Source organism: Paenibacillus thalictri (assembly GCF_004307995.1).
Lineage (GTDB): Bacteria > Bacillota > Bacilli > Paenibacillales > NBRC-103111 > Paenibacillus_AF > Paenibacillus_AF thalictri.
Window position 1 is genome coordinate 133,198 of record NZ_SIRE01000015.1, and the last position, 22,032, is coordinate 155,229.

General features: G+C 51.6%; 19 protein-coding genes. 4 read left to right on the forward strand and 15 right to left on the reverse strand.

The annotated features are described in order from the left end of the window. Positions 1–10 precede the first annotated feature (10 nt). From EYB31_RS21210 to EYB31_RS21225, 4 genes are all read right to left on the reverse strand, one after another. Entirely contained in the window at positions 11–2,365 is a 2,355-nt protein-coding gene (locus EYB31_RS21210; RefSeq protein ID WP_165452527.1) for an S-layer homology domain-containing protein, read from the reverse strand. Between the two features lie 462 nt (positions 2,366–2,827). Beyond that, the gene (locus EYB31_RS21215) at positions 2,828–3,802 is read right to left on the reverse strand and encodes a 2,3-diaminopropionate biosynthesis protein SbnB (RefSeq protein WP_131015411.1); all 975 of its coding nucleotides are present in this window, start codon (positions 3,800–3,802) and stop codon (positions 2,828–2,830) included. Between the two features lie 3 nt (positions 3,803–3,805). After that, complete coding sequence (gene sbnA, locus EYB31_RS21220) at positions 3,806–4,786, reverse strand: 2,3-diaminopropionate biosynthesis protein SbnA (protein ID WP_338119967.1); 981 nt, start codon at positions 4,784–4,786, stop codon at positions 3,806–3,808. Positions 4,787–4,799: 13 nt separating this feature from the next. Continuing rightward, positions 4,800–6,020 (reverse strand): phenylacetate--CoA ligase family protein, encoded by a 1,221-nt coding sequence (locus EYB31_RS21225; protein ID WP_240762683.1) that lies wholly within the window; start codon positions 6,018–6,020, stop codon positions 4,800–4,802. Positions 6,021–6,235: 215 nt separating this feature from the next. Here EYB31_RS21225 and EYB31_RS21230 point away from each other — a divergent pair, with 215 nt between their 5' ends. Next, positions 6,236–7,030 carry a YheC/YheD family protein gene (locus EYB31_RS21230; RefSeq protein WP_131015413.1) on the forward strand — a complete coding sequence of 265 codons (795 nt, stop codon included), beginning with the start codon at positions 6,236–6,238 and terminating at the stop codon, positions 7,028–7,030. Positions 7,031–7,243: 213 nt separating this feature from the next. Here EYB31_RS21230 and EYB31_RS21235 read toward each other — a convergent pair whose 3' ends face one another. After that, on the reverse strand, positions 7,244–9,085 hold the full coding sequence (locus tag EYB31_RS21235; protein ID WP_131015414.1) for a methyl-accepting chemotaxis protein: 1,842 nt from the start codon (positions 9,083–9,085) through the stop codon (positions 7,244–7,246). A 400-nt stretch (positions 9,086–9,485) separates the two neighbouring features. Here EYB31_RS21235 and EYB31_RS21240 point away from each other — a divergent pair, with 400 nt between their 5' ends. Further along, the gene (locus EYB31_RS21240) at positions 9,486–10,403 is read left to right on the forward strand and encodes an aldo/keto reductase (RefSeq protein WP_131015415.1); all 918 of its coding nucleotides are present in this window, start codon (positions 9,486–9,488) and stop codon (positions 10,401–10,403) included. A gap of 303 nt (positions 10,404–10,706) precedes the next feature. On the opposite strand, the gene EYB31_RS21245 is transcribed toward EYB31_RS21240, so the two are convergent. The 7 genes from EYB31_RS21245 to EYB31_RS21275 are packed head-to-tail and all read right to left on the reverse strand — an operon-like array spanning position 10,707 to position 16,693. Continuing rightward, on the reverse strand, positions 10,707–11,375 hold the full coding sequence (locus EYB31_RS21245) for a CoA transferase subunit B (protein WP_420819460.1): 669 nt from the start codon (positions 11,373–11,375) through the stop codon (positions 10,707–10,709). Positions 11,376–11,433: 58 nt separating this feature from the next. Next, entirely contained in the window at positions 11,434–12,123 is a 690-nt protein-coding gene (locus tag EYB31_RS21250; protein WP_131015416.1) for a CoA transferase subunit A, read from the reverse strand. After that, positions 12,120–13,331, reverse strand: coding sequence for an acetyl-CoA C-acetyltransferase (locus EYB31_RS21255; protein WP_131015497.1), 1,212 nt, complete (start codon positions 13,329–13,331; stop codon positions 12,120–12,122). The genes EYB31_RS21250 and EYB31_RS21255 overlap by 4 nt, the downstream gene beginning before the upstream one ends. 5 nt (positions 13,332–13,336) lie before the next feature. After that, the gene (locus tag EYB31_RS21260; protein ID WP_131015417.1) at positions 13,337–14,662 is read right to left on the reverse strand and encodes an MFS transporter; all 1,326 of its coding nucleotides are present in this window, start codon (positions 14,660–14,662) and stop codon (positions 13,337–13,339) included. Then, positions 14,663–15,451: an HpcH/HpaI aldolase family protein gene (locus tag EYB31_RS21265; RefSeq protein ID WP_165452528.1), complete on the reverse strand. Its 789-nt coding sequence runs from the start codon at positions 15,449–15,451 to the stop codon at positions 14,663–14,665. After that, complete coding sequence (locus tag EYB31_RS21270) at positions 15,441–15,779, reverse strand: cupin domain-containing protein (RefSeq protein WP_131015419.1); 339 nt, start codon at positions 15,777–15,779, stop codon at positions 15,441–15,443. The genes EYB31_RS21265 and EYB31_RS21270 overlap by 11 nt, the downstream gene beginning before the upstream one ends. Positions 15,780–15,805: 26 nt before the next feature. Beyond that, positions 15,806–16,693 (reverse strand): DUF6282 family protein, encoded by an 888-nt coding sequence (locus tag EYB31_RS21275; protein WP_131015420.1) that lies wholly within the window; start codon positions 16,691–16,693, stop codon positions 15,806–15,808. Between the two features lie 284 nt (positions 16,694–16,977). On the opposite strand from EYB31_RS21275, the gene EYB31_RS21280 reads away from it, so the two are divergent. Then, positions 16,978–17,667, forward strand: a complete 690-nt coding sequence (locus tag EYB31_RS21280) for a GntR family transcriptional regulator (RefSeq protein WP_131015421.1) — start codon at positions 16,978–16,980, stop codon at positions 17,665–17,667. A gap of 131 nt (positions 17,668–17,798) precedes the next feature. Here EYB31_RS21280 and EYB31_RS21285 read toward each other — a convergent pair whose 3' ends face one another. Beyond that, positions 17,799–18,461 carry a YfbR-like 5'-deoxynucleotidase gene (locus EYB31_RS21285; protein ID WP_131015422.1) on the reverse strand — a complete coding sequence of 221 codons (663 nt, stop codon included), beginning with the start codon at positions 18,459–18,461 and terminating at the stop codon, positions 17,799–17,801. Between the two features lie 186 nt (positions 18,462–18,647). Between EYB31_RS21285 and EYB31_RS21290 the strand changes: the two genes are divergently transcribed. Continuing rightward, a complete protein-coding gene (locus EYB31_RS21290) occupies positions 18,648–19,352 on the forward strand; it encodes a hypothetical protein (protein ID WP_131015423.1) in 705 nt (234 codons plus the stop codon). A 108-nt stretch (positions 19,353–19,460) separates the two neighbouring features. Here EYB31_RS21290 and EYB31_RS21295 read toward each other — a convergent pair whose 3' ends face one another. After that, positions 19,461–20,912 carry an HD-GYP domain-containing protein gene (locus EYB31_RS21295; protein WP_131015424.1) on the reverse strand — a complete coding sequence of 484 codons (1,452 nt, stop codon included), beginning with the start codon at positions 20,910–20,912 and terminating at the stop codon, positions 19,461–19,463. A 314-nt stretch (positions 20,913–21,226) separates the two neighbouring features. Next, on the reverse strand, positions 21,227–21,973 hold the full coding sequence (locus tag EYB31_RS21300; RefSeq protein ID WP_131015425.1) for an ABC transporter ATP-binding protein: 747 nt from the start codon (positions 21,971–21,973) through the stop codon (positions 21,227–21,229). Positions 21,974–22,032 lie beyond the last annotated feature (59 nt).

A 22,032-nucleotide genomic window follows, 5' to 3' on the forward strand; every position in this document is an offset into this window, starting at 1 on the left:
ATGTATCATGTTATGGGATGAATCGTATAAGCTGCAGCATACGTTTGAGCATCGTCACCGCTTCCGCCCGTGTCGTAAGGCTTGCCGGCCGGAACGATCCGCCCCCTTCAACGATTCCCAGTTGCCCGGCAATCCTTACATCGTCCAGCGCCCACCGGGATATGGCCGGCTCGTCGGTAAACGGGCTATAGGCTGCCGGAGCGCCGGTTTGTTTAACCGATGTATAGTTCATGGCCCTAACGATCATGGCGGCCCATTCTTCCCTGGTGATGTTCTGCATCGGACGGAACGTCCCGTCATCATATCCCGAGATCAAGCCCGCCCGATAAGCGGCACCAACCGCCGTTTCGTACCAGCCCCCGTTGGCATCGGCAAATGGGCTTTTGTCACCGGTCTCCGCCAGCCCCAAAGACCTGACCAGCAGTGCCGCCGTTTCCGCTCTGGTAATGGCCGCATCCGGCTCAAACGCATCCTTGCTTTTTCCTTGAACAATCAGCTTGGAAGCCATCTTTTCCACATCGTTGCTTGACCAGTGGCCCCGTATATCTGCAAACGTCTCGAAACGGTTGATGACAGTGTAGATACTGGCTCCTTGACGTTTCATCACAGCCAACCACCGGCCGTTTTCCTGTTCGAAGGTTGTCGGAACATACTGGAATTGGCCGGTTGCCGGGCTCCACCACACACCGGTGGCGGTTTCCGGAACCGAATCCGCATTCAAAGGAAGCGTCCGCGTCACATACTGTTGAAAAGCTTGGATAAAAGTGCTTGAGCCGTCCTCTCCGGTTACTTGGATTTCAAACTCCAGCGGCGAAGCCAGCAGCTCAGCCTGGATCGATTTGGCCGACTGCTCCATAGCTTGGTAGGTAGGCCGATCCGGTTCACGAATGCTCACTTTAAAGACGATAGCCTCGTCCCGCAGGCCGTATTTTTGACTGAAAACGCTTGAATCGATTTCCGAGACCGGCAGCAATATCGCCGCGGAACCGGCGCGAATATGCAGCATCGCTTGCGGATTGATTGCCGCTAGTTGTTTCCAATTGGCTGCCGTTATGTAAATTTGTCCTCCAGCAGTCGATATTTTCAGATAAACGACGCCCTTCGATAGCTCATCGGGAGATATAACGATCGGCTCTCCGGCCTGCCCATCCTCGGAAACTACCTGAATGGCAAATCCGGCCGATACCGGATTGAGAGCAGGTGCAGGCTGATGGGATGAGCTTCCTGCATACCCCGGTACATAGACATTGCCTTGATTGTTGTCCGATACAACAATCGCCGTCTCTGCCGTAAGTCCGCCGTAAGTGGCAATAGCTACCGTTTGTCCCTTGCCTATCGCTTTTACGATACCTCCGCTATCGATTGTGGCAATAGAAGAGTTCGCGATGCGGTAATCTGCATAGGGTGTTACATTGCTCGCCAGCCCGTTAGAATCGACAGCCTGCAAACTTGTAGCAATCATCTGCCCGGCAGTAACCGGATAAGAGGACTCACCAAATTGCAGCCCGGTCCACTTGGTTGATGCGCCGCTCTCCGTAAATGTCACATAAACACTGGACGGGACCGTCACTCCATTCAGGCTGGCTGTAATTTGCGCGGTTCCCGGAGTGGTTGGCGCCGTTAGGATCGCTTTGTAGGCTCCATAGGTTTCATAAGTGACAGAGAGCGCTGCCGGAATGGAGCTGCCGTTCGGAACCGCGGCTGGGATCGCTCCCTGGTTCAATTGAATTTCCAGCGGGCCTACAACTGGACCGGGATTGCCGGAAATTCTCCCCACACTCCCATAAACCACCGAGACAATCCTCGCTTCATAACGGCCATACGTTTCAAAGGCTACACTGCCCACACTCCCCAAAGTCGTGAAAATTTGCAGCGAGCTTGCTTGCTCAGTAACGTCATTGCCGTACCTGTCTTTCAAAAGCAATGAAATCGCAGTCTGACTGACGCCATCGGCAGGCAGCGACGTGGTGTTAGCCGTGACAACCGAATGCGCGGCGGATGGAGCACCCGCCTGAAAACTCACCCGTGCAATGTCCGGAACGGCAACCCCATCCACTTCCGCGCTAATCAACGCAACTCCTGCAGTAACCGGAGCGGTCAGCACCGACGTATATTGCCCGTACACCGAGAAAGCCACGCTTCCGTCCATATGTCCCAGCGTAGTCTTGAAAGTTATCCTCTCGGGCGATATAGCGGCATCCCGATCGAACTGATCTTTTAACAGCAGCACGACATGTGTCTGACTTGTTCCATCCGCTGGAACAACAGCTTCGTTTACGTACACCGTTCCTTTCAGCGCCGCATCTGCGGCATAAGCGGGAGCCTCGCTTTGGACGATACCCAGAAGCAGCATAACGATCATCATGCAAGCTACGGCCCTTGTCCAAAAGCAAGCTTTCGCTCGTTTGTGCATAAACATCGTTCAGCCCCTACTTTCATTTGCTGAATTTGGCAAGTTCATCGAATCAAATCAAGTGGCATTGATCTCTTATCAACCAACATACCAGCCAAAAATAGCTGCAAACTGAAAAGAAAGCGCTTTATGTTAGGTTTGGCGGAACCAAAGAAGCAAAATAAACTTATTCTGATCAAAATCGCCATAAAAAGCATCGCTCATAAGAACATCTGATCGAAGTCCTTTCGGTGAAGTACATTCGTGTCCTGGCGGAAGCTTTTCTTGCGAGCAGAAAGTTGAATAAGCGCTTCAGCGTTTTGATATAGTTAAACGTTCCTTACCTTAAAAAAACCTGCGGCATCATTGTTTAGCCGCAGGGTTCTTCCACTTCATATAGATACGGTTGTCTGACGAACTAACGGAGGGAAGATTCTATTCCGCGCCCTCCAGCTCGACCCCTTTGCCAAGACGCTGCGCTTCCCACAAATAATAAGCGGCTACGCCGATATCGAATACGGCAAGCCCCATCGGATTAAAAAACACCGTCTCCTGAGCAGCTGACCCGCCCAACCCGTCACGGCATACGATATCGGCTAACGTAAGCACATCCGTCTCACGCAAGCCGCATTGGATGTGAAGCTGCTCCACGTCGGTGTTTTCGCGGCAAACCTCCTGCCAATCGTCGACCACGACCGCCTTCACATTCGCTACGCTCTCCGGCTTATAATCGCGCAGCGATACATTCAGCAGCAGTTTGCCTTCCCCTGGCGGTTCATCGATATATCTTTCCGCGGATACCGTACATGTGGCCACAACGTCGGAGCCCCGATAAACTTGCCGCCAATCGTCCGCTATGTCCGTGATACCACGTACAGCTTCGGGAACGGTGTCCGGGTCGATGCCTCTTAAGTCATACAAGGCGACCCGCTCCAGCTTATCCCCCAATACGCTGATCAACATATCCAGATGGTGGCGTCCCACAGGCCCCCAGCCGATGATGCCCACCCGCAGTTGGGCCGGGCGCCTTGCAGCAATAAAAGCTTGAAGCATTCGCCCGCTGACTGAGGCTGTTCTAATACCGTTCAGCAAACCACTGTAGATGAACGCGGCGGGACGGCCCGTTGCCGTTTCGTTCAGAATGATCGTATTGTGGGCTCTTGGCAAGCCAAGCCGATGGTTGTCAGGATAACTGGCGATCCACTTGATGCCGGCCCTATCAAAGCTTCCGCCGACAAAAGCAGGCATGGCGATAATCCGGTTTTGCGGTTCGCGAAAGCGCAAATACGGCTTGAGCGGATGCGCGCAATCCCCGCTATCGTTAATCTTCACAACTTCACCGATGGCCTCGGTGAGCCGCTGCCAATCGATCCCGATTTCACGTATATGCCCGTCGTGTAAATACAGCATCGTTTACCCTCCCAACACGTAAGAAGCTGATCTGACACCCAGCTCCCTCCGCACCCAATCGTCGTCGTACACCGTCGTTAAGTACCGTTCACCGCGATCCGGCAGTATCGCCGCACACATCGCTCCCGCAGGAATAGCCGGGGCAATTTTGCGAATGGCGGCAATCACACCGCCCGAGGAGCCGCCCGCTAGAATCGACTCGCAGCGTACCAGATCCCGGCAACCCTTGACACATTCCGCGTCGGACACATGCACCACCCGATCGGCTACATCCTGCCGGTATAAAGCGGGTGTGATACCGGCACCCAGTCCGGGTAATTTCCGTTGACCTTTCTCTCCACCAAAAATAACGCTCCCTACAGCATCCACAGCTACGATTTGAGTAGACCACTGCCGGCTGTTCACATATTCCATGCAGCCGCGAATCGTTCCGCAGGAGCTGACACCGCAAAATAAATAATCGATCTCGCCCAGCTGGTCTCCGATTTCCTTCATGGTCGTCTCCGCATGAGCCATGTAATTGTCCGGATTTCCGTACTGATTGGTCCAATATGCTTTCGGCATATGCCGAACCAGCTCGCCCACTCTTCGGATCCTAGCCGGCAAAAATTCTCCTGTCTCCGGATCCGGCTCTCTGACCAGATCGATTTCCCCGCCGAAGCTGCGAATAATCCGCTTATGCTGCTCCGTCGTACGGGGATCAATTACGCAAATAAACCGCAATCCCAAATAACCGCACAGCTGTGCGAGACTGATAGCCAGATTGCCCGAACTGGATTCGATGACAACGGTGTCGCCGGTAATTTCCCCGCGCCGTATAGCCTCCCGCAGCATATACAAAGCGGGCCTGTCTTTGGAACTGCCCCCGGGATTCATCCACTCCAGCTTGCCATAGACCTGAAACGATTCGCCGCCGAACAACCGCCGGAGCCGGATTAACGGAGTACGGCCTATCGCGTCTGCTATTCCACCCTCAAGTTGCAATGCAATCCCTTCTTTACTCATAAAAAATTTTTTTGTTTTTTACCGCGCTGATATAAAGCGAATCTTCAAACACATCGGAGATAACCTGTATCCCGCCCAAAATTCGGGCTTGAATCATCATTCCGATCTCTGGAATGCGGCGCTCCAGATCATCTCGTACCCGCTCTAACGCCGCTGCCGTTGCCCTCGGGCTATGAACATATACGATTAAAGCGTTGCCGGCCACCTTGACGCGTACGCCGGCCCCTTCCAGATGGCGAAGCACTACGCTTTCAATATCGTAGATACTGATTTTTTCTCCGTGTTTGAGATCGGGGCCGATTCTCTTTACGACGCCGGTGAAGCTTTGCCGCAAGACGCCATCCACCCATATCGGGCGCAAATCGCGCACGACATCGTAAGTCACGTAACGCAGAGCGGGGAATGCTTCTCTTACCGCCGACGTCAGCACAAGCACCCGTTCGTCGTCATCCGCCAGCGGTTCCAAGCCATTATCGATTTCCTCCGGCCGCACTCCCTCCGCCCACAGCCCCTCCGTTACTAAATAGCGCCCATGCTCATGGGAAAAATATGCGATATTGCCGATTTCAATGGAGCCGTACGTGTCGGTGATGTGCTCCTCCCCAAGCCCCAATCGGCGGGCTGCCTGCCGAATCCACACGGGCGAGGCAATTTCCCCAACAAGAATGACATGGCGGATGCCATAAGCCGACGGGTCGCCGGAAGCGTGCAGGATACGGTCCAAAATAGACGGCATCGTATACAGTACTTCCGGCTGTAAAGCGGCCAACCGTTCGAGGTGCCTTTCAATCGGCAGCCGAAATGAGATCGATTCCGCTTCCATACCCAGGCTGCGAAACACATCGACAGCCGTCGCTTCCGCATGCCCTGTACCCATATCCGCCAAAGCCGACCGAAACCGCGTCGCTCCAAGAATAGCTCGGAACATGTTCAGCTTGATCCGTATATAATGCTCCTCATCCGAAGGGGAGTAATAAATCGTTTTACGGTGTCCGGAGCTTGTACCGGATGTACGATAGGCATGCAGATCAGCACGCCCGGACAACGGATTCGTATCCGCATAATAATGCTCCTCAAGTACCGAAGACGTCACAAAGGGGAGCTTTTCCAAAGGTTGCGCCGCCTCGTTCCCCCGCTTTATCCTTGGACGGCGCAACCAAGGAAACAACCGGTTCATTCGTCCGATCGTCTGCTGAATATCCGCCCGTTCCATAAGCTGCTCCCCTTTCCCGTTTGTTGTGCCAATGCCTTGATAATACGTTTCTATAACATATGCGGGTTATCTGTACTCGTTCTTTCTCATCTTGCAAAAAAATCGAGAAGTTCGAATACGGGAAGAGCCCGCGACAGCACTCATGAAGCCCATCCGACGTATGCTGTAAGGAATAAAGCGCTCTGACCGCTTCGACATGGAAAAGAGGAATCAACGTGGGAACTAACCGGAAAACGGTTACAAGAGTGATCAGCAAGCTGGTGAAAACAAGACTGCTGCTTCACCATCGGCAATTGGCGAAGCACATCCCCGATACGCGTCCGTTTACACGGCGTCATTTGGCCAATATGCTGAACCGCTACAAAATGGTGTATGTGAAGCCGGACGGCGGCTCACTTGGCGTTGGAGTGGTGCGGGTGGAGAAACGAGGGTCTTCGTACCGGTATCAAAGCGGTATTAGATCGTTTACGTTCGGCACATTCGAGGAATTGTTTACAACGTTAAAGAAACATGCCGGCAGCAGGCGCTACCTGGTCCAGAAGGGAATCCACTTGTTGAAGTTTGAAGGCCGCCCTTTCGACTTTCGCGTTATGATCCAAAAAAATCCCGCCCGTCAATGGGAGCCTACCGGAACGGTCGGCCGCGTCGCCCATCCGCGGAAAATCGTCACCAACGGCAGCCAGGGAAGCACCATCTATCCTGCCACAGACCTGATGAAGGGGCATGCCGATGGCCATAAAGCCGTCGAGGTGCTGCGGCAAATGAACCGGATCGCCCGTTTGACCGCCGCCCGGTTCAGCCGCACCTATCCCGCAATCAACGAGTTGGGACTCGATATCGCAGTGGATCGCAACATGAAGCCGTGGATCCTGGAAGTAAACACCCACCCCGACCCATGCCCGTTCACCAAGCTGGAGGATAAGAAAGCGATCCGGAAAATCGTCGCTTTCGCCAAAACTTACGGCAGGCGGTACTGCTTGAAATGCGCGAAGGCCAAGAAAGGGCGTTGAAGCCTGCCGCAAGCAGGTACATTCAAGAAATTCGGGGACAATCGGCGATTGTAAGTATGATTCGCTCATGCAATATTCACTTTTTCAGCGGCTACGTCCCGCCAAAAACATCACTCTGACGCAACAGGCGGGACGTGGCGCGCAAAACTGTACCTTTGATAGCTTACTTGCAGATTGGGGCATCGGCGCACCCCGTGGGTGCCGTCCCGCTGTTTAGCTTACTTTAAAATGATTGACCGACTGCCTCATATTCTGCGAAATTTGGCTTAACGAATGTGCCGAGCTGGCCATGCCGTTGAGAAAATCAAGCTGCCTTCCGGTGTTTTCGGCAACTGTTGTGGCCAAGGAAGACGAATGCTCGGCGATGGTGTTCATTTCCTCGATCGATACGGACACCTGCCGGGAACTGGCCGCCAACTCTTGAGCAGCCATCGCCGCACCATGAATGCTCCGGTTGACATCTTCCGCGGAAGCTACAATATTCGCAAAGGATATCTCCACTAACCCCATGCTTTCAAGCCCCTTATCCACTTCGCCCAACCCTTGCTTCATCGTAATTGCTACTTGATTCGTATCGGTCTGCACCTGCTTAATCATAGTCCCGATATGTTTCACCGCATTAGCCGATTGCTCGGACAGCTTCTTTACCTCTTGGGCGACAACGGAAAACCCCCGGCCGTATTCTCCCGCCCGCGCCGACTCAATCGCCGCATTAAGAGCCAGCAGGTTTGTCTGCTGAGATAAATCTCCGATCAGATTGACAATATGGCCGATATTGCGGGAATGCTCCTCCAGCTGACGGATTCCCTGCTCCCCGCGGACCACCGCCTCGCTGATTTTGTGCATGACTTGAACGACGGCTTGAACAGAGGTATCGCCTTTCCGCGCTTGCAGGGACGCTTCTTCGGCCATATCCGAAACTTCTCCGGTCGAGTCAGCAATTTTTTGCAGACCGCCAATAATTTGACCGATGGCCACGCGGGTCTGATTAGCTCCTTCCATCTGGCTGCCTGCTCCTGCAGCTACGATTTTGATCGATTGCTTCACCTCGCCGGCTGCCTGGACATTGCGCTCGCAATGATCGAGCAGTTGCCCCGACGAAGCTGCTACCGTATCCGACGTATTGTGAATTTGCTTGATCGTCTCCCGGAGGTTCACGACCATCCGATTTAAAGATTCGACCAGCAGCCCGATCTCATCGCGGTTTTTCACCTTGAGGACATCGGCCGAAATATCCCCTTCGGCAATTTTTTGCAATGCTCCGGACACCTGCCTTACCGGCGCAGCAATGTGCGCCGAAATGAGCAGCGCCAGACCGATAGAAAAAACGACAGCCAGAAAAACGGCGATCCCCGTGTTGCGGATAGCGTTATAATAGAGCCCTTCGCTGTTGTGGGACAAAGTGACGGCATTCTCGTAATTAAGCTTGCCCAGGAGATCGATTTCTTGCTGCATCGCTTCATAAGCTTCTTTGGACTTGGCAAGCATCTTGGCGATCTGATCGGCGTAGGCGCCGGCCCCTTCAACGAAGTTCACCCGGGTGGCCATGATGAAAGAATCGGAATAACCGTCCTTATAGGCCGACCATTTGCTCTTCAGCAGCTCAAAATGCTGCCGTTCCTCATCACTGCGCACAATTGTGCCGTACAATTCCAAGTTATCGTCAATTTGCTTGAAAATAGCGCCCGACTGGGGAAGGAACTGCTTTTTATTGGCGTCATTCGGCTCCATTATCATCGTAGCCTGCAAAGCAAGCATTTGTTGTGCCAGCAAGTTGATTTTGCCGATCGTTTCGACGCCCTTTAACGAGGAATTCGTAATTTCTCCCGTCAAGCTCTGCATGGAAGACATGCTGATGAGTCCCGTACCGCCGACAACGGATGCCAGCACAATCGTGACCAGAAAAGAGCCGAGCAGCTTTTTGCGTACGGTGAACTTGTTTACATCGGCATTAGCGCGCCTAAACTTTTGAAAGACCGTTTTGCACAACCCAAGCCATCCATTATTCCATTGTCCAATCCGGTACCGCTCCCTGAACATCTTGATATTGTCCATACGTCCCTCCGCTATGTGAAATACATCGTATGATCAGCTTATCTCTCATTAGTTCGGAGAATTTAAGCGGCACTTCAAAACCATGTTAAATCTATCCATATTTACTGTGTCTATTCATAGATTTTCTCTATAACGCGCAGATGATCTGATCTGTGGGGTGCCGGCTCTCCCTAGTAACCTATAGTAAAGGTGCTACTGTATAGTTAACCTAGTTAATTCAATTTCACTGCTTACATTTACCGCGGCAATTCTATAAAATAGATAAAGAATGCGAGCATCTGCGCTTTGGCCGAACGTTTCGCCATTTGAAAGTGGTCGGCACGGCTCAAGTTGGGCAGACTGCATTCCAACGTATCATTGAATGTTAAGTATGGAAGCGACAATGAGGAGGATATGAATCATGAAAACAATACAATTGGGGACAAGCACGCTGGAGGTGCCGGTAATCGCCGTCGGCTGTATGCGCATTAAATCGCTGGACAAAAAGGAAGCCGAACGTTTCGTCCAAGCATCGCTGGACGAAGGCGCTAATTTCTTCGATCATGCGGATATTTACGGCGCTGGAACTTGCGAGGAAATTTTCGCCGACGCCATTCAGATGAACGCCAGCATTCGCGAAAAGATCATCTTGCAATCCAAATGCGGCATCCGCAAAGGAATGTTCGACTTCTCCAAGGAGCATATCTTAACGTCCGTAGACGGCATCTTGAAGCGTCTGAACACCGAATATTTGGACATCCTGCTTCTCCACCGTCCGGATGCGCTGGTAGAGCCGGAAGAAGTCGCTGAAGCGTTTGATCTTCTTGAAAGCTCGGGCAAAGTGCGCCACTTCGGCGTATCCAACCAGAATCCGATGCAAATCCAGCTGCTGAAAAAATACGTAAAGCAGCCGATCGTAGCCAACCAGCTGCAATTAAGCATCACCAACGCCAACATGATCTCCAACGGCATTAATGTAAATATGGAAAATGAATCCGCTGTGGGCCGGGACGGCAGCATCCTCGACTACTGCAGACTGAACGATATTACGGTGCAGCCTTGGTCTCCGTTCCAATTCGGATTCTTTGAAGGGGTATTCCTTGGAAACGAGAAGTTCCCTGAATTAAATGAGAACATCGATGAGATTGCAGCAAAATACGAAGTAAACAACACGACCATCGCTATCGCTTGGCTGTTGCGCCACCCGGCCCGCATGCAGCCGGTCACCGGCACGATGAATATCGAACGCTTGAAAGATTGCTGTAAAGCAAGCGATGTCCAGCTGACACGCGAAGAATGGTACGCCATCTACCGCGCAGCAGGCAACGTGCTTCCTTAATTTTAAGGCAAGCCTAAAAGAACTGATTTCTTTCGACAACAAGGACCTCAGACTCCACTTAGTGGAAACTGAGGTCCTTGTTGTTTAATGATCCGACGTTCCCCTATCATGCCAACGATTTGGGAGCTGCCGCTGCTATATGCTGTATGTGACCGGCAGGCGGGGCTATGACGGTAACAGCAGCCGCTTTGCCGATCCGCCATGCACCTATATACAGCGCTGATCTTTCGCTTTTTCTTTCTATGCGAGCCTTATCTTTTATGCGAGCTTTTCGAGCCTGTTGAGCCTATTGGAGGCCACCGCTCAGTACGCCTCCAGTACAACATCGCCCGCGACAGCCAGCTCCGCTTCCGTGCATTGCATGATGTCTTCGACCGTGTAACCGGAAGCAACCTCCACGAGAAGCAGCCCGTCCGGCGTTACATCGATAACCGCCCGGTCCGTGATCATCCGATTCACCACACGTTGGCCCGTCAACGGCAAGCTGCAAGCCCGCAATATTTTGGGCTGGCCGTTTTTGTTGACATGGTCCATGATAACGACAGTCCGCTTCGCGCCATGCACCAAGTCCATCGCGCCGCCCATCCCTTTGACCATCTTGCCGGGAATCATCCAATTGGCGAGATCGCCGCAGCTTGAAACTTCCATCCCGCCCAGAATCGCCAGATCGATATGCCCGCCGCGAATCATCCCAAACGATTCCGCGCTGTGGAAATAAGAGGCGCCTTCAGCCGCCGTGATCGTTTCCTTACCCGCGTTGATCAGATCGGGATCCAGCTCCTCCTCCGTCGGATAAGGCCCGATGCCAAGCAGGCCATTCTCCGATTGCAGCACGACCTGCTTATCTTTCGCCAAATAATTGGCGACCAAGGTAGGAATGCCTATACCCAGATTGACGTAAAAGCCGTCCTTAATCTCTTGTTCCGCTCTGCGGGCAATCCGCTCCCGAATCGACATTTTCGTAGAATCCATCTTTGCAGCCTCCCTCCTTTCCTCCGTCTCCCGCCGAGATTTTTAACTGCATTAACAGCTAAGCCCGTACTGTCCGCTTCTCGATTCGTTTGGCCTGCTTGCCGATGATCAGCCGTTGAACGTAAATGCCAGGCGTCTGAATCGTTTCAGGACGCAGCTCGCCGACCTCGACGATTTCCCCTACCTCGGCAATCGTCACCTTGCCCGCGGCGGCCATAATCGGATTAAAATTCATCGCTGTTTTGCTGTACACGAGGTTGCCCATCCGGTCCGCCTTGGCCGCGAGAATCAAGCTGTAATCCGCTGTCAACGATTCCTCGAGCAAATATTCCTTTCCCTGAAATACGCGTGTTTCGCGATTCTCGGCAATTGTAGTACCAACACCCGCGGGGGTATAAAACGCCGGGATCCCGGCGCCGCCGGCGCGGATTTTTTCAGCCAATGTGCCTTGCGGGGTCAGTCTGACCTCGATTTCGCCGGTTAACGCTTGTCGTTCAAACTCTTTATTTTCACCGACATAAGACGCAATGATCGTGCGAATCTGCTTGTTTCGCAGCAAAAGCCCCAGCCCAAAGTCGTCCACGCCGCAGTTGTTGGAAATAATCGTGAGATCCTTGACGCCTTTCTCAGCCAACGCCATGATCAAATTTTCGGGAATGCCGACAAGCCCGAAGCCGCCAACCATCAGCGTCGCTCCGTCTTGTATATCGGCTATGGCCTCTGCATAAGAAGCCGCAATCGTCTTCATGTCAACACTCCTTCCCCGTCGTCAGGCCGCTCAACAATAGTCGCCACGCCTTGACCGCCGCCGATGCACAATGCGGCAAGGCCGTACCGCGTCCGGCGCCGGTTCATTTCGTGCAGCAGCGTCACCAATATACGTGCGCCGCTGGCGCCGATCGGATGGCCCAACGCGATTGCGCCGCCATTCACGTTCAGCACATCGGCGCCGAGCTGCAGTTCCTGCGCTACCGCTAGCGCCTGTGCCGCAAACGCCTCATTGGCCTCGACGAGACCAATATCCGCGAGCCCCAGGCCGCTTCGCGCAAGCGCTTGGCGTACGGCCGGCACCGGCCCAAGCCCCATGAAGGCGGGGTCGACGCCGGCCGCGGCATTGGCGCGGATCACCGCCAGCGGCGCGAGGCCGAGCTCCCGCGCCTTGCCGGCGCTCATCAGCACCAGCGCCGCCGCGCCGTCGTTGATCCCCGAAGCATTGCCCGCCGTCACCATGCCGTCCCGCTTGAAGGCCGGGCGCAGCTTGGCCAGTCCTGCGAGCGATGTATCGGCCCGCGGGTATTCGTCCGTGTCGACGATCAGCGCATCGCCTTTGCGCTGCGGAACGGCAACGGGGACGATCTCGCCGGCAAATCTCCCTTCCGCAATTGCAGCTGCCGCCTTCTGTTGGCTTTCCAGCGCAAATCGATCCAGCTGCTCCCGGGTCAGCGAGTATTTCTCACCTACATTTTCCGCCGTTACGCCCATGTGGTAATCATTGGTTGCGCACCATAATCCGTCGCGGATCATGCTGTCCACGACCTGCTGATCGCCCATACGGTAACCGTCGCGGGCACCCTGCATCAAATAAGGCGCTTGGCTCATATTTTCCATGCCGCCGGCAACGGCAATCTCGCTGTCCCCGCTGCGGATGGACTGCGCGGCCAAATGAACCGCTTTCAATCCGGAGCCGCATACCATATTGATTGTCATCGCCGGTGATTCTTGAGGCACCTCCGCCGTTAGCGCCGCCTGCCGCGCAGGATTTTGGCCAAGTCCGGCTTGCAGAACATTGCCCATAATCACTTCATGCACATCGCCAGCGTTCAGACCGGCGCGCTGTATCGCTTCGCGTATGACGATCGCACCGAGCTGCACCGCACTCACATCTTTCAGCGCTCCCTGGAAACTGCCAATCGGGGTCCTAACAGCGCTGACGATGACGACATCCCGCTCATTCACCGCCATTACAAATCAACCTTCTTCGTCTCGGGTCCAAGCAGCGCACCCAACGTGATAAACAAACCGCCAATGACCAGAATGACGATAGGCGTAAACTCGTAAGGCATGAAGTTTTTTAAGCCCAGCATGAAAAACGGCGTCATTGCAGGCACAATCAGCGCCAAGCTGTACCCGATTCCGTAACCCGAAGCACGAACCCCTGTGCTAAAGCGCTCTGAAATGTAAGAAGTCAGTACGCCAAATACCGGAATCGCCAGGCAGTTGACAAGCACCACAAGCACAATCAGCGAGGTCGTATCGCGGTAACCGCCATTAAGCAGCATATATAAGAACAACGGCGATAACGTGAAGCTTAAGATGCCAAAGATGATCAGCACGGTTTTACGGCCGATTTTTTGACTGATCGCTCCTGCGTAGATGAATAAGAAGAACATAATGACGTTGGTAATGAGCTGCGCGTTCGTAGAAACGACGCTGTCTACGTTAAGGAATTTAAGAATGCCGGGCAGCGAAGAAATAATCGCGTTGGTTACAAACCATACTCCGCTCATTACCAGGAATACTTGGCCGAGCAAAGCCAGGTTCTTTTTGCCAAACAAGTCCTTCAGCGGATTTTCCGCTTTCTTCGATGTTTCCCAAACCTTCGATTCTTCGACGTTAAAATACGTATAGATATATAAGACAAAACACAGCAAAGCGCCGATAATAAACGGAATTCTCCAGCCCCATACGGCATACAACGAATTGGCGTCACCCGCAGGGAATACCTTGAGCGTAGCGAGCGTTACCAGCGAAACGACAATCGTGCCGGTCGGAAAACCTGCGTTGATGAAGCCGCCGTACATGCCGCGCTTGTGCTTAGGCGCATATTCCATCGCCAGCGGGTTCGCAGACGTATATTCGCCGCCCATAAAAACCCCCGCAATCAAGCGCAGAGCAGCCAGCACCAATACGCCCCCGAGCCCCCATGCCGAATAACCCGGCAAACACGCGATCAGCAGAGTCGATATGCCGATGCCAAGAATTGAGATCAGGGTTGTCTTCCTGCGGCCGATTTTGTCACCGGCATAACCGAAAATAAACGAGCCGATCGGCCGGCCGATCAAGGAAAGCACAAATATAAGATAATACAGCGTAGTCGCCAAGGTTGGCGACAAGTTCGCAGGCTGGAAATAAATCATCGCCGGCGCAAGCGCGATAATAGGAAGGTACACGTCGATCATGTCGACCGAAAAACCGAAATACGCAGCGGCCAGCGCTTTTTTACCTTGACCGCTCATCTTGGAACTGTCCGCTGCCGTTGGATTCAGACTTTCCTGAACAGTGCTCATCTAATTTTCCTCCGTATATTCAAGTTCGACTTTATGTTTGGTTTGCATCATACCGTCCAGAGCCTGTTTGAAAATGGCCACGTCGGATGCCCATACGATGTAAGGAATACGTTGTTCCAGAGCAAACTTATATTGCGCTGCATTGGCAACGGCAATACCCGCCATTTTCCCTGCCGTTCGGCATGTATCCAGTATCGATCTCACGGGTGCGGCCAACTCGCCTTGAATGTAATCGGTTCCGGTTATACCCAAGCAGACGCTTAAATCCAACGGCCCGATAAATACGACATCCAAGCCTTTCACAGCACACAGTTCGCGCAGCTGAACGTAAGCGTTTTCAGTTTCAACATGTACAACAACCGTAGTGGCTTCGTTCTGATCGGCCGTATAGTTAAGCGGCGTATGCCCGAATCCCGCGGCGCGATGCGCATAGGTCAGCCCTCGCGACCCTTGGGGAGGATATTTGGCTTTGTCCACAATATCCCGCACCTCGTCCGCCGAGTAAACCTGCGGAACCTGGACACCCGCAGAGCCCAGATCCATCGCCCGCAAAATCGACATCCGGCTGGCATCGGGAACCCGGACGATGCTGTTCATGCCATGCAGGTCGGCAACCCGTACCATCCGTTCCACCTGAGCAAAATCAAGCGTCGTATGCTCCATATCGATCACGATAAAATCGAATCCGGCGAGCCCGAGCAATTCGATCACTTCCGGCGAGTCGATTTTGACGAATGTCCCCACTTGAGAACCTGCCGCCAGCCGTTTCTTAAATGGCTCAGGACGCATATTCATCCCTCTTCGGTGTAAACACATCCAGATTATACACCGGCTCGTCGCCCACCACTTCCGCATAATGCATGACATCCGGCGGCACGGCGAGCAATCCGCCCGCTTCCAGCAGCACAGCCTCGTCCCCGATATGGAATTTCACCTTGCCGCTCAAAATGTAGACGATTTGCTCATACGTATGGCTGTGCGGTTTCGGCTCATGGCCCGGCTGCAGAACGTGGAGTGCCAGCGTCGCTCCTTCCCCGCTGAACGCTTTCCGCGTTACGCCTTCCCTGACAAAAACCTCCTGCAATGTCTCCCAATTTGCCGCTTTAATCGTATTCATGTGATATCCTCCCCTGTTGTTGTTTATTATCCTTCGGCCAAAAATGTGGTGTTCTTCACCGTCATCGTCTTGATTTCTTCCTTAGTAAAACCGTTGTTATACAGCCTGGTGACAAAATCGATCATGCCTTCGTCGGGATACGGATTGTTTGTTTGGCCCAAGTCGCTGGATAAGATGCAATGCTCCGGCCCCACGTAACGAACCGTCTCGTAGAGAGCGTCCCAGTCGATGCCGTAATGAGGTGTGATGACCCCATAACATTGCTCCATATAAGCGCCGAGCTCGGCCAGTTCCTTCTGTTCTTCCTTTGAGAGATTGACGGATGAGAAAGTAGGATGCGTAACGACGACCTTCTTTAAACCTTGCTGCTTCGCCGCGCTTACAAGCTCGTAAATCTCTTTCTTGCTCAAATGGCCGGTGGCCAAAATGAGGTCGTTTTTCACAGCGATGTCGATGATCTCGAATACGCCGGGCTTCAGCTTTCCGTCCTCCAGAATCGTGATGCCCGCCTGCACCTTGCCTTGCTTGCTCAGCTCGAACTGTACTTTCGCCCAAGGCGGCAGCTCTTCATAGCTGGTCTGATTAAACATGTACTCCATCTCGTTGGCCGCATCGAAGGTCGGCATCCAGACGATTTTCGCCCCGACTCTTGCCGCCATTTCCACCGCAATCGGATTAATCCCGCCCACCGTATGATTCAGGCACAAAGCACCGATCGGATTGAGATCAGGGTACAGCTTCTTGACCAACCTAGCCCGCTCCCCTGAGCAGAAGTAGTGGGATTTAATCCCGAAGCCCTTCATTCCGATTCGCTGACTTCGTTCCGCCATGTCCAAATCGTCAAGTTTCCTCGGGCTTACATCCGGTCCTGTGTGCACATGCAGATCGTAAGCGCCTTCAAGCAATTCATGCATTGTGTTTTCCTCGCCTTCTGTTGAAATTGGATGACTTCTAGCGTGCAAAACTAATTATTCGATATAATTTAAGTTAAATCATATATCTTTTTAAATTTAATTATATATTATATGATCCCTAGCTCAAAATCAATCACTTTTTGAAAACGTTTTATCTCTTTGCCATCAGAAAATATACAATCCCTCAATTTTCATGTACAATTACAGTGAAATCATATATGATATAATATCAGCAGTTTCCATTTCTGGCAGTATCGTTTGGAACCCTATGGAGGTTAACTACTATGTCAATAGACCATTTAAAAAGTAAAACAAAGTCGGACCAAGTGTATGACTTCCTGAAGGAGCAAATTTTGTCGGGAGCTTATAAACCGGATGGGCGGATAGTAATTCGTGACATTGGCAAGCAGCTTGGCGTCAGCGATATTCCTGTTCGTGAGGCCATCAAACGGCTTGCCGCGGACGGACTTCTCGAAATTAAATCGCACAGCGGCGCGCGGGTCGCTCCGATTAATACGGACAACCTGGAGGAAATTTTCCTCATCCGCTTAGAGCTGGAAACCCTATCGACCCGTTTAGCCGCCAAAGCCGCTACAGCGGAGGAAATTGACATACTCGACAGCCTGGTTCGTCAAATGGATGAGAGTATTGTCCAAAAAGATCTGGACACGTATTCGCTCAGCAACCGGGAATTTCACCAGCTGCTATATCGTGCCTCACACGCCCAAGTTTTAATCGACATGATCGAGAACTTGTTCTTGCGCAGCGAAAATTCCAAGATGGTGTTCCATTACGACCCCGACCGCCTGCTCCAATCAAATGAGGAACATCGCGCGATTGTTGAAGCGATCCGCCAAAGAGATGAGGAAAAAGCAGCACAAATCATCCGCACTCAGAAAGAATCCGGATTTAAAATCGTATTAAATGCATTGCGGATTTCCAAAATGCTGCAAGGCAATACGCCAGCCAATTGATTTATTGCAAAAGATGCGCTCCCGTTGCCGGATCGGCCAAGCCTTGGGTTTGGGTTATCTGGTAACTAGGGGCGCTTTCATTTGTGCCTGGAGAAATAAATGAATCAGGAGAATACCCGATAAGTGAGGGTTCAAACGAGGGGTTTACAGCTGTCTTCGATGAAATCCGGAGCTAAAGCTTCTTCCGTAATACGTCTGATGTCTACGGACGACATCATTTCGTCGTTGATCATGTCCGGCAAAATGTGATTCAAGAAGTAATCGACACAGTGCAGGTTAATATGCTTAATTTTAATGAGCGCTTGGCGATACATTTTCACAAATTCTTTCTCCGTGTTGCCCTTCTGCAGCTCGGCGAATGCCTCGTACACTTGGTCCATCTTATCGGCGACTTCCAAGATCAATCCTTCGGTCGTGTTGTCTTTGCCTTCACGCAGCTGGTTGTGAAAAATGTCTTTAAACTCCTCGGGAATATTTTCCTCGATAAAGTTATACACCATGCCTTCTTCCACTTGCTGAATGAGCTGGCGAAGCTGGGGCGACGCGTGTTTGACCGGCGTTTTGATATCCCCGATGAAAATTTCGCCGTAATCGTGGCTGCTCGTGATTTCGTACAACTTCTTCCAATCGATGCTCACGCCGTGTTTTTCCTCGATATCCGCCAGCGTCTTTGCATATTGAACGACCTTCCACGAATGCGCCGCGACACTGTGTTCTTCGAACTTGAATTTTCCCGGACAGCGAATGATGCGTTCCAACTCATTTAACGATCTGAAATATTTATGGATCCCCATTCTATCATCCCCTTTTGTTTTTATCGTTATTTATTGTCTGATCGGGATCACTTTCAGTATAGCAATCCCCTGTGAAATGCAGATTAAATGGGATCGCGTATATTGTTAAATCGCTTATCTGCGGCATGTACATTCTTCCATATGCCATTTCACCTTTGATATACTTTGCCCAAGGAGGAGGGGACTGTGACGAATCATTTGGATATAAACGATCTACCGCATTACCGGTATAAGGGACTTAAGGAAGGGAAGCTGCTTCAGCATATTATTACGACCAGCCGCGATATTTTGTTGGGCCAAATATATCATCTCAAGGTTGAAATCAACAACGAAGCCGATCTCCGACTCCATTTCTCTTACATACTAAAAAAGGTCGGGGAGCTTTTTGAATTCGGGAACGACCATCATTTGAAAATTAATTTGGAAGCCCCGTTTCATTCGCAAACGACGCTCTTAAAAAGCGGATCTAATAAATCCAAAATTGATATCGCCTTGGAATGGTACGGAGGCACCCATTTTGTGTCCTCCTGCGCCATTGAGCTGAAATACTTTCTGTGGAGCGGACTTCGCGAACCGCAAAATCGGTTTGATGTGTATTGCGATCTTAAAAATTTGGAAGAATACGTGCAGCAAAACGCCTTGTACCAAATGGGATACTTTCTATTGGGCACGGACAATCCGCATTACGTTAATCAGGATTCCTACTCCAGCGCCACAAAGGATTTCGACATCCGTCACAATACAACCTATAAAGCAGGAACGGAACTGATTTATACAACAAGAAACAATACGGCTAGGACGGTATGTTTGTCCAAAGATTATCATTTTCAATGGCAGCAGGTCAGTCACTACTACTTTCTCGATCATTTTATTTACAAGTCTTACAAGTAATCGTTTTTTTGTTCACCGCGGCAGCAATATAAATAGGAGTCACCTACGTGACTCCTATCTCTGTATATATAAAATTATGCAGCGGATTCCGCTTCCACCCACCAAATTTCATTTCGCCATCTCCGTAATTTGGGATATACTCGTATCCTCCTGCACAACCTCCAGCGGATACTTGTACACCGACGGTTCCTTCTCGCATACATGCACCCAAGCTTCTACACATGCAGGATCAAAATGGGTGCCTTTCTGGTCAATCAGCAGCTTTAGCGCTTCTTCATGAGACCATGCCTTGCGGTACGAACGGTTTGAGGTCAGCGCGTCGTATACGTCCGCCACAGCCACAATCCGCGCTAACAGCGGAATTTGTTCTCCTTTTAACCCGTTCGGGTAACCGCTTCCATCCCATTTTTCGTGGTGGGAAAGAATGATGTCCAACTCGTCCTGCATAAATCCAAGGCTTCTGCACATTTCATAGCCCTTCGAAGGATGCAGTTCAATGTGCGCACGTTCCTCCGGAGTTAATTTGCCCGCTTTGTTAAGAATCGAGTCAGGTATATGTATTTTTCCGACATCATGAACAATCGTTCCTTGCGCGATCGCTCGAAGATGCTCCGGGTTAATATGCATTTCTTCGGCCAGTTTTAAGGCATACATCGTCACCCGTAAGTTATGTCCCGCCGTATACGTATCTCTTGATTCTGTAGCAATCATCAAAGCTTTGATGCTCGGAGACAGGCAGCTGGTAATTCTTTCAACAGGATCCGAGGTGAATAAAGCTCGCAGTGAATTGACTAACGAACGCGAATTGGCATATTGCTTGATCAGCCCTGTAATGACGATCAACATGGAAGCAAGTAATAAGAAGTGGTATAACCACCAGCTGATATGCCAAGTGACCCCTGCTACCATAATGAACTGAGAGGAGACAAGCAGCGACGAACCATAGACGATCGATAACTGCAGAGGAAATCGCGAATACCTGTAATATTGAATGTAGCGGTACATCGTAATGATATTCATAACGGTGGTAAGACCGGCAATCGTTTGATTAAACGGCTTAATATCAAGAGGCAGAAAATCGACCACGTGTGAAAACAGGATGCTGATAACCCCAAATACGGCTAAAATCAACGTCCAGAGGAAAACCAGGCTGTTGCGATATTGAACCAGCAGCCGGATCACCGGATTGTCCGACCTCAGCGTGGACATAAAGAGCCAGAACGTAGCCAGCAGTACGCTGATTTGAGCGGCGACACTGGGCAGATGGCTGGGCCCCATGATGAAGTTTGGCGTGGATAACCCGTGAATTAGAAACGTTTCGGCCAGCGAGATAAAAGCAAGCGATAATAACGTGACTTGAATATTGCGGATTTTGGAGCTGGAAATGGCGACCGCTATGGCAATTAACGTCGCTAAGAAGGCAACCGCGCTGACAATATAAAAATGGCCGCTTGGCATAACCATCACTTTATCAATCGACGGATTGCTTTGCAAAACAATAAATAGCAACACCGTTACAACTACCGTTAGCGCGGGACCTACCATTAACCGATATCTCATAAGTCACTCTCACTTTAACTTAAGTGTTCATCCAATAATCCTAATGTACTATATTTCCGCCATTTCGAATACACGCTTTTTTGGCAAAAAACACCGATAGGAATAAAAGCACCTTGAAGCCCGCATCATGTGCGTCTGTCAGGTGCTTTTTGATGTATGAGCTATGATGATTTGTCGTGAGACGTCATGATGAAAACGCAACGGCTTGCGGCCGGGCGTGCTGCTCAACGGCTCTTCACGCGCCCAAGCTTTATTGCCGTGCCACTTTGCGGCGGCTTCATGCAGATGCCGGTACCGGCCTAGCCGACCGGCGACTACTCAAACGATGATGCTTTCAGCAAAGCTTTCGTATACTCCGACTTCGGCTCGGTCAAGATCGTCTTTGTATCTCCCGCTTCCTGAATGGCGCCATCTTTCATCACTGCAACTTGATCGGCAAAACCGGCGATCGTTTCCAAACGGTGGGTAATATACAGAATCGACATGCCCTCGGACTGCCTTAAGGCCAATAGCAGCTGCAGCATTTCCGCTTCGATGGAAGGATCTAGCGCCGATGTAATTTCATCGGCCACAAGCAGCAGCGGCGACATGGAGAGCGCCCTGGCGATTGCGATCCGCTGTTTCTGTCCCCCGGAGCATTCCGCCGGATAACGGTCCAATAGTTCGGCGGGCAGCTTTACTTTCGCCAGCAGCTCTTCGGCCACGGCATAAGCTTGTTTCTTCGGATATCGGCTGAGGCGCAGCGGCTCCGTAATAATGTCCTTCACACGCCAATAAGGATTCATGGAACGGTCGGGATTTTGGAAGACGACTTGGATCCGTGAGGTGGGCCGATCCTGCTTGGGCCTGACGATCGTGTCCGCCCAGGTGATGGAACCGCCGGATGGCTGCTGCAGGCCGACAATCAGCTCCGCCAGCGTCGATTTGCCCGAGCCGCTTTCTCCGATCAGAGCAAATATTTCATTGTGCCGCAGCGTCAAAGAAACCTGATTTACCGCCGTGACGGCTTGTTCCTTCCCGCTGCCGGCAAAATGTTTGGATACATTGTCTACACGTAACACCACATTCACTCCCAGCCGAGCTTCCCTAGGAATCAACCCAGCGAAAGCATAATGGCGAA

Coding starts and splice junctions, on each gene's coding strand:
- EYB31_RS21295 (WP_131015424.1), bottom strand. CDS start 20,912: ATGAGATATCGGTTAATGGTAGGTCCCGCGCTAACGGTAGTTGTAACG.
- EYB31_RS21260 (WP_131015417.1), bottom strand. CDS start 14,662: ATGAGCACTGTTCAGGAAAGTCTGAATCCAACGGCAGCGGACAGTTCC.
- EYB31_RS21210 (WP_165452527.1), bottom strand. CDS start 2,365: ATGATGATCGTTATGCTGCTTCTGGGTATCGTCCAAAGCGAGGCTCCC.
- EYB31_RS21245 (WP_420819460.1), bottom strand. CDS start 11,375: ATGGATTCTACGAAAATGTCGATTCGGGAGCGGATTGCCCGCAGAGCG.
- EYB31_RS21270 (WP_131015419.1), bottom strand. CDS start 15,779: ATGAATACGATTAAAGCGGCAAATTGGGAGACATTGCAGGAGGTTTTT.
- EYB31_RS21265 (WP_165452528.1), bottom strand. CDS start 15,451: ATGCGTCCTGAGCCATTTAAGAAACGGCTGGCGGCAGGTTCTCAAGTG.
- EYB31_RS21285 (WP_131015422.1), bottom strand. CDS start 18,461: ATGGGGATCCATAAATATTTCAGATCGTTAAATGAGTTGGAACGCATC.
- EYB31_RS21235 (WP_131015414.1), bottom strand. CDS start 9,085: ATGGACAATATCAAGATGTTCAGGGAGCGGTACCGGATTGGACAATGG.
- EYB31_RS21275 (WP_131015420.1), bottom strand. CDS start 16,693: ATGCATGAATTGCTTGAAGGCGCTTACGATCTGCATGTGCACACAGGA.
- EYB31_RS21280 (WP_131015421.1), top strand. CDS start 16,978: ATGTCAATAGACCATTTAAAAAGTAAAACAAAGTCGGACCAAGTGTAT.
- EYB31_RS21250 (WP_131015416.1), bottom strand. CDS start 12,123: ATGAAGACGATTGCGGCTTCTTATGCAGAGGCCATAGCCGATATACAA.
- EYB31_RS21225 (WP_240762683.1), bottom strand. CDS start 6,020: ATGGAACGGGCGGATATTCAGCAGACGATCGGACGAATGAACCGGTTG.
- EYB31_RS21240 (WP_131015415.1), top strand. CDS start 9,486: ATGAAAACAATACAATTGGGGACAAGCACGCTGGAGGTGCCGGTAATC.
- EYB31_RS21215 (WP_131015411.1), bottom strand. CDS start 3,802: ATGCTGTATTTACACGACGGGCATATACGTGAAATCGGGATCGATTGG.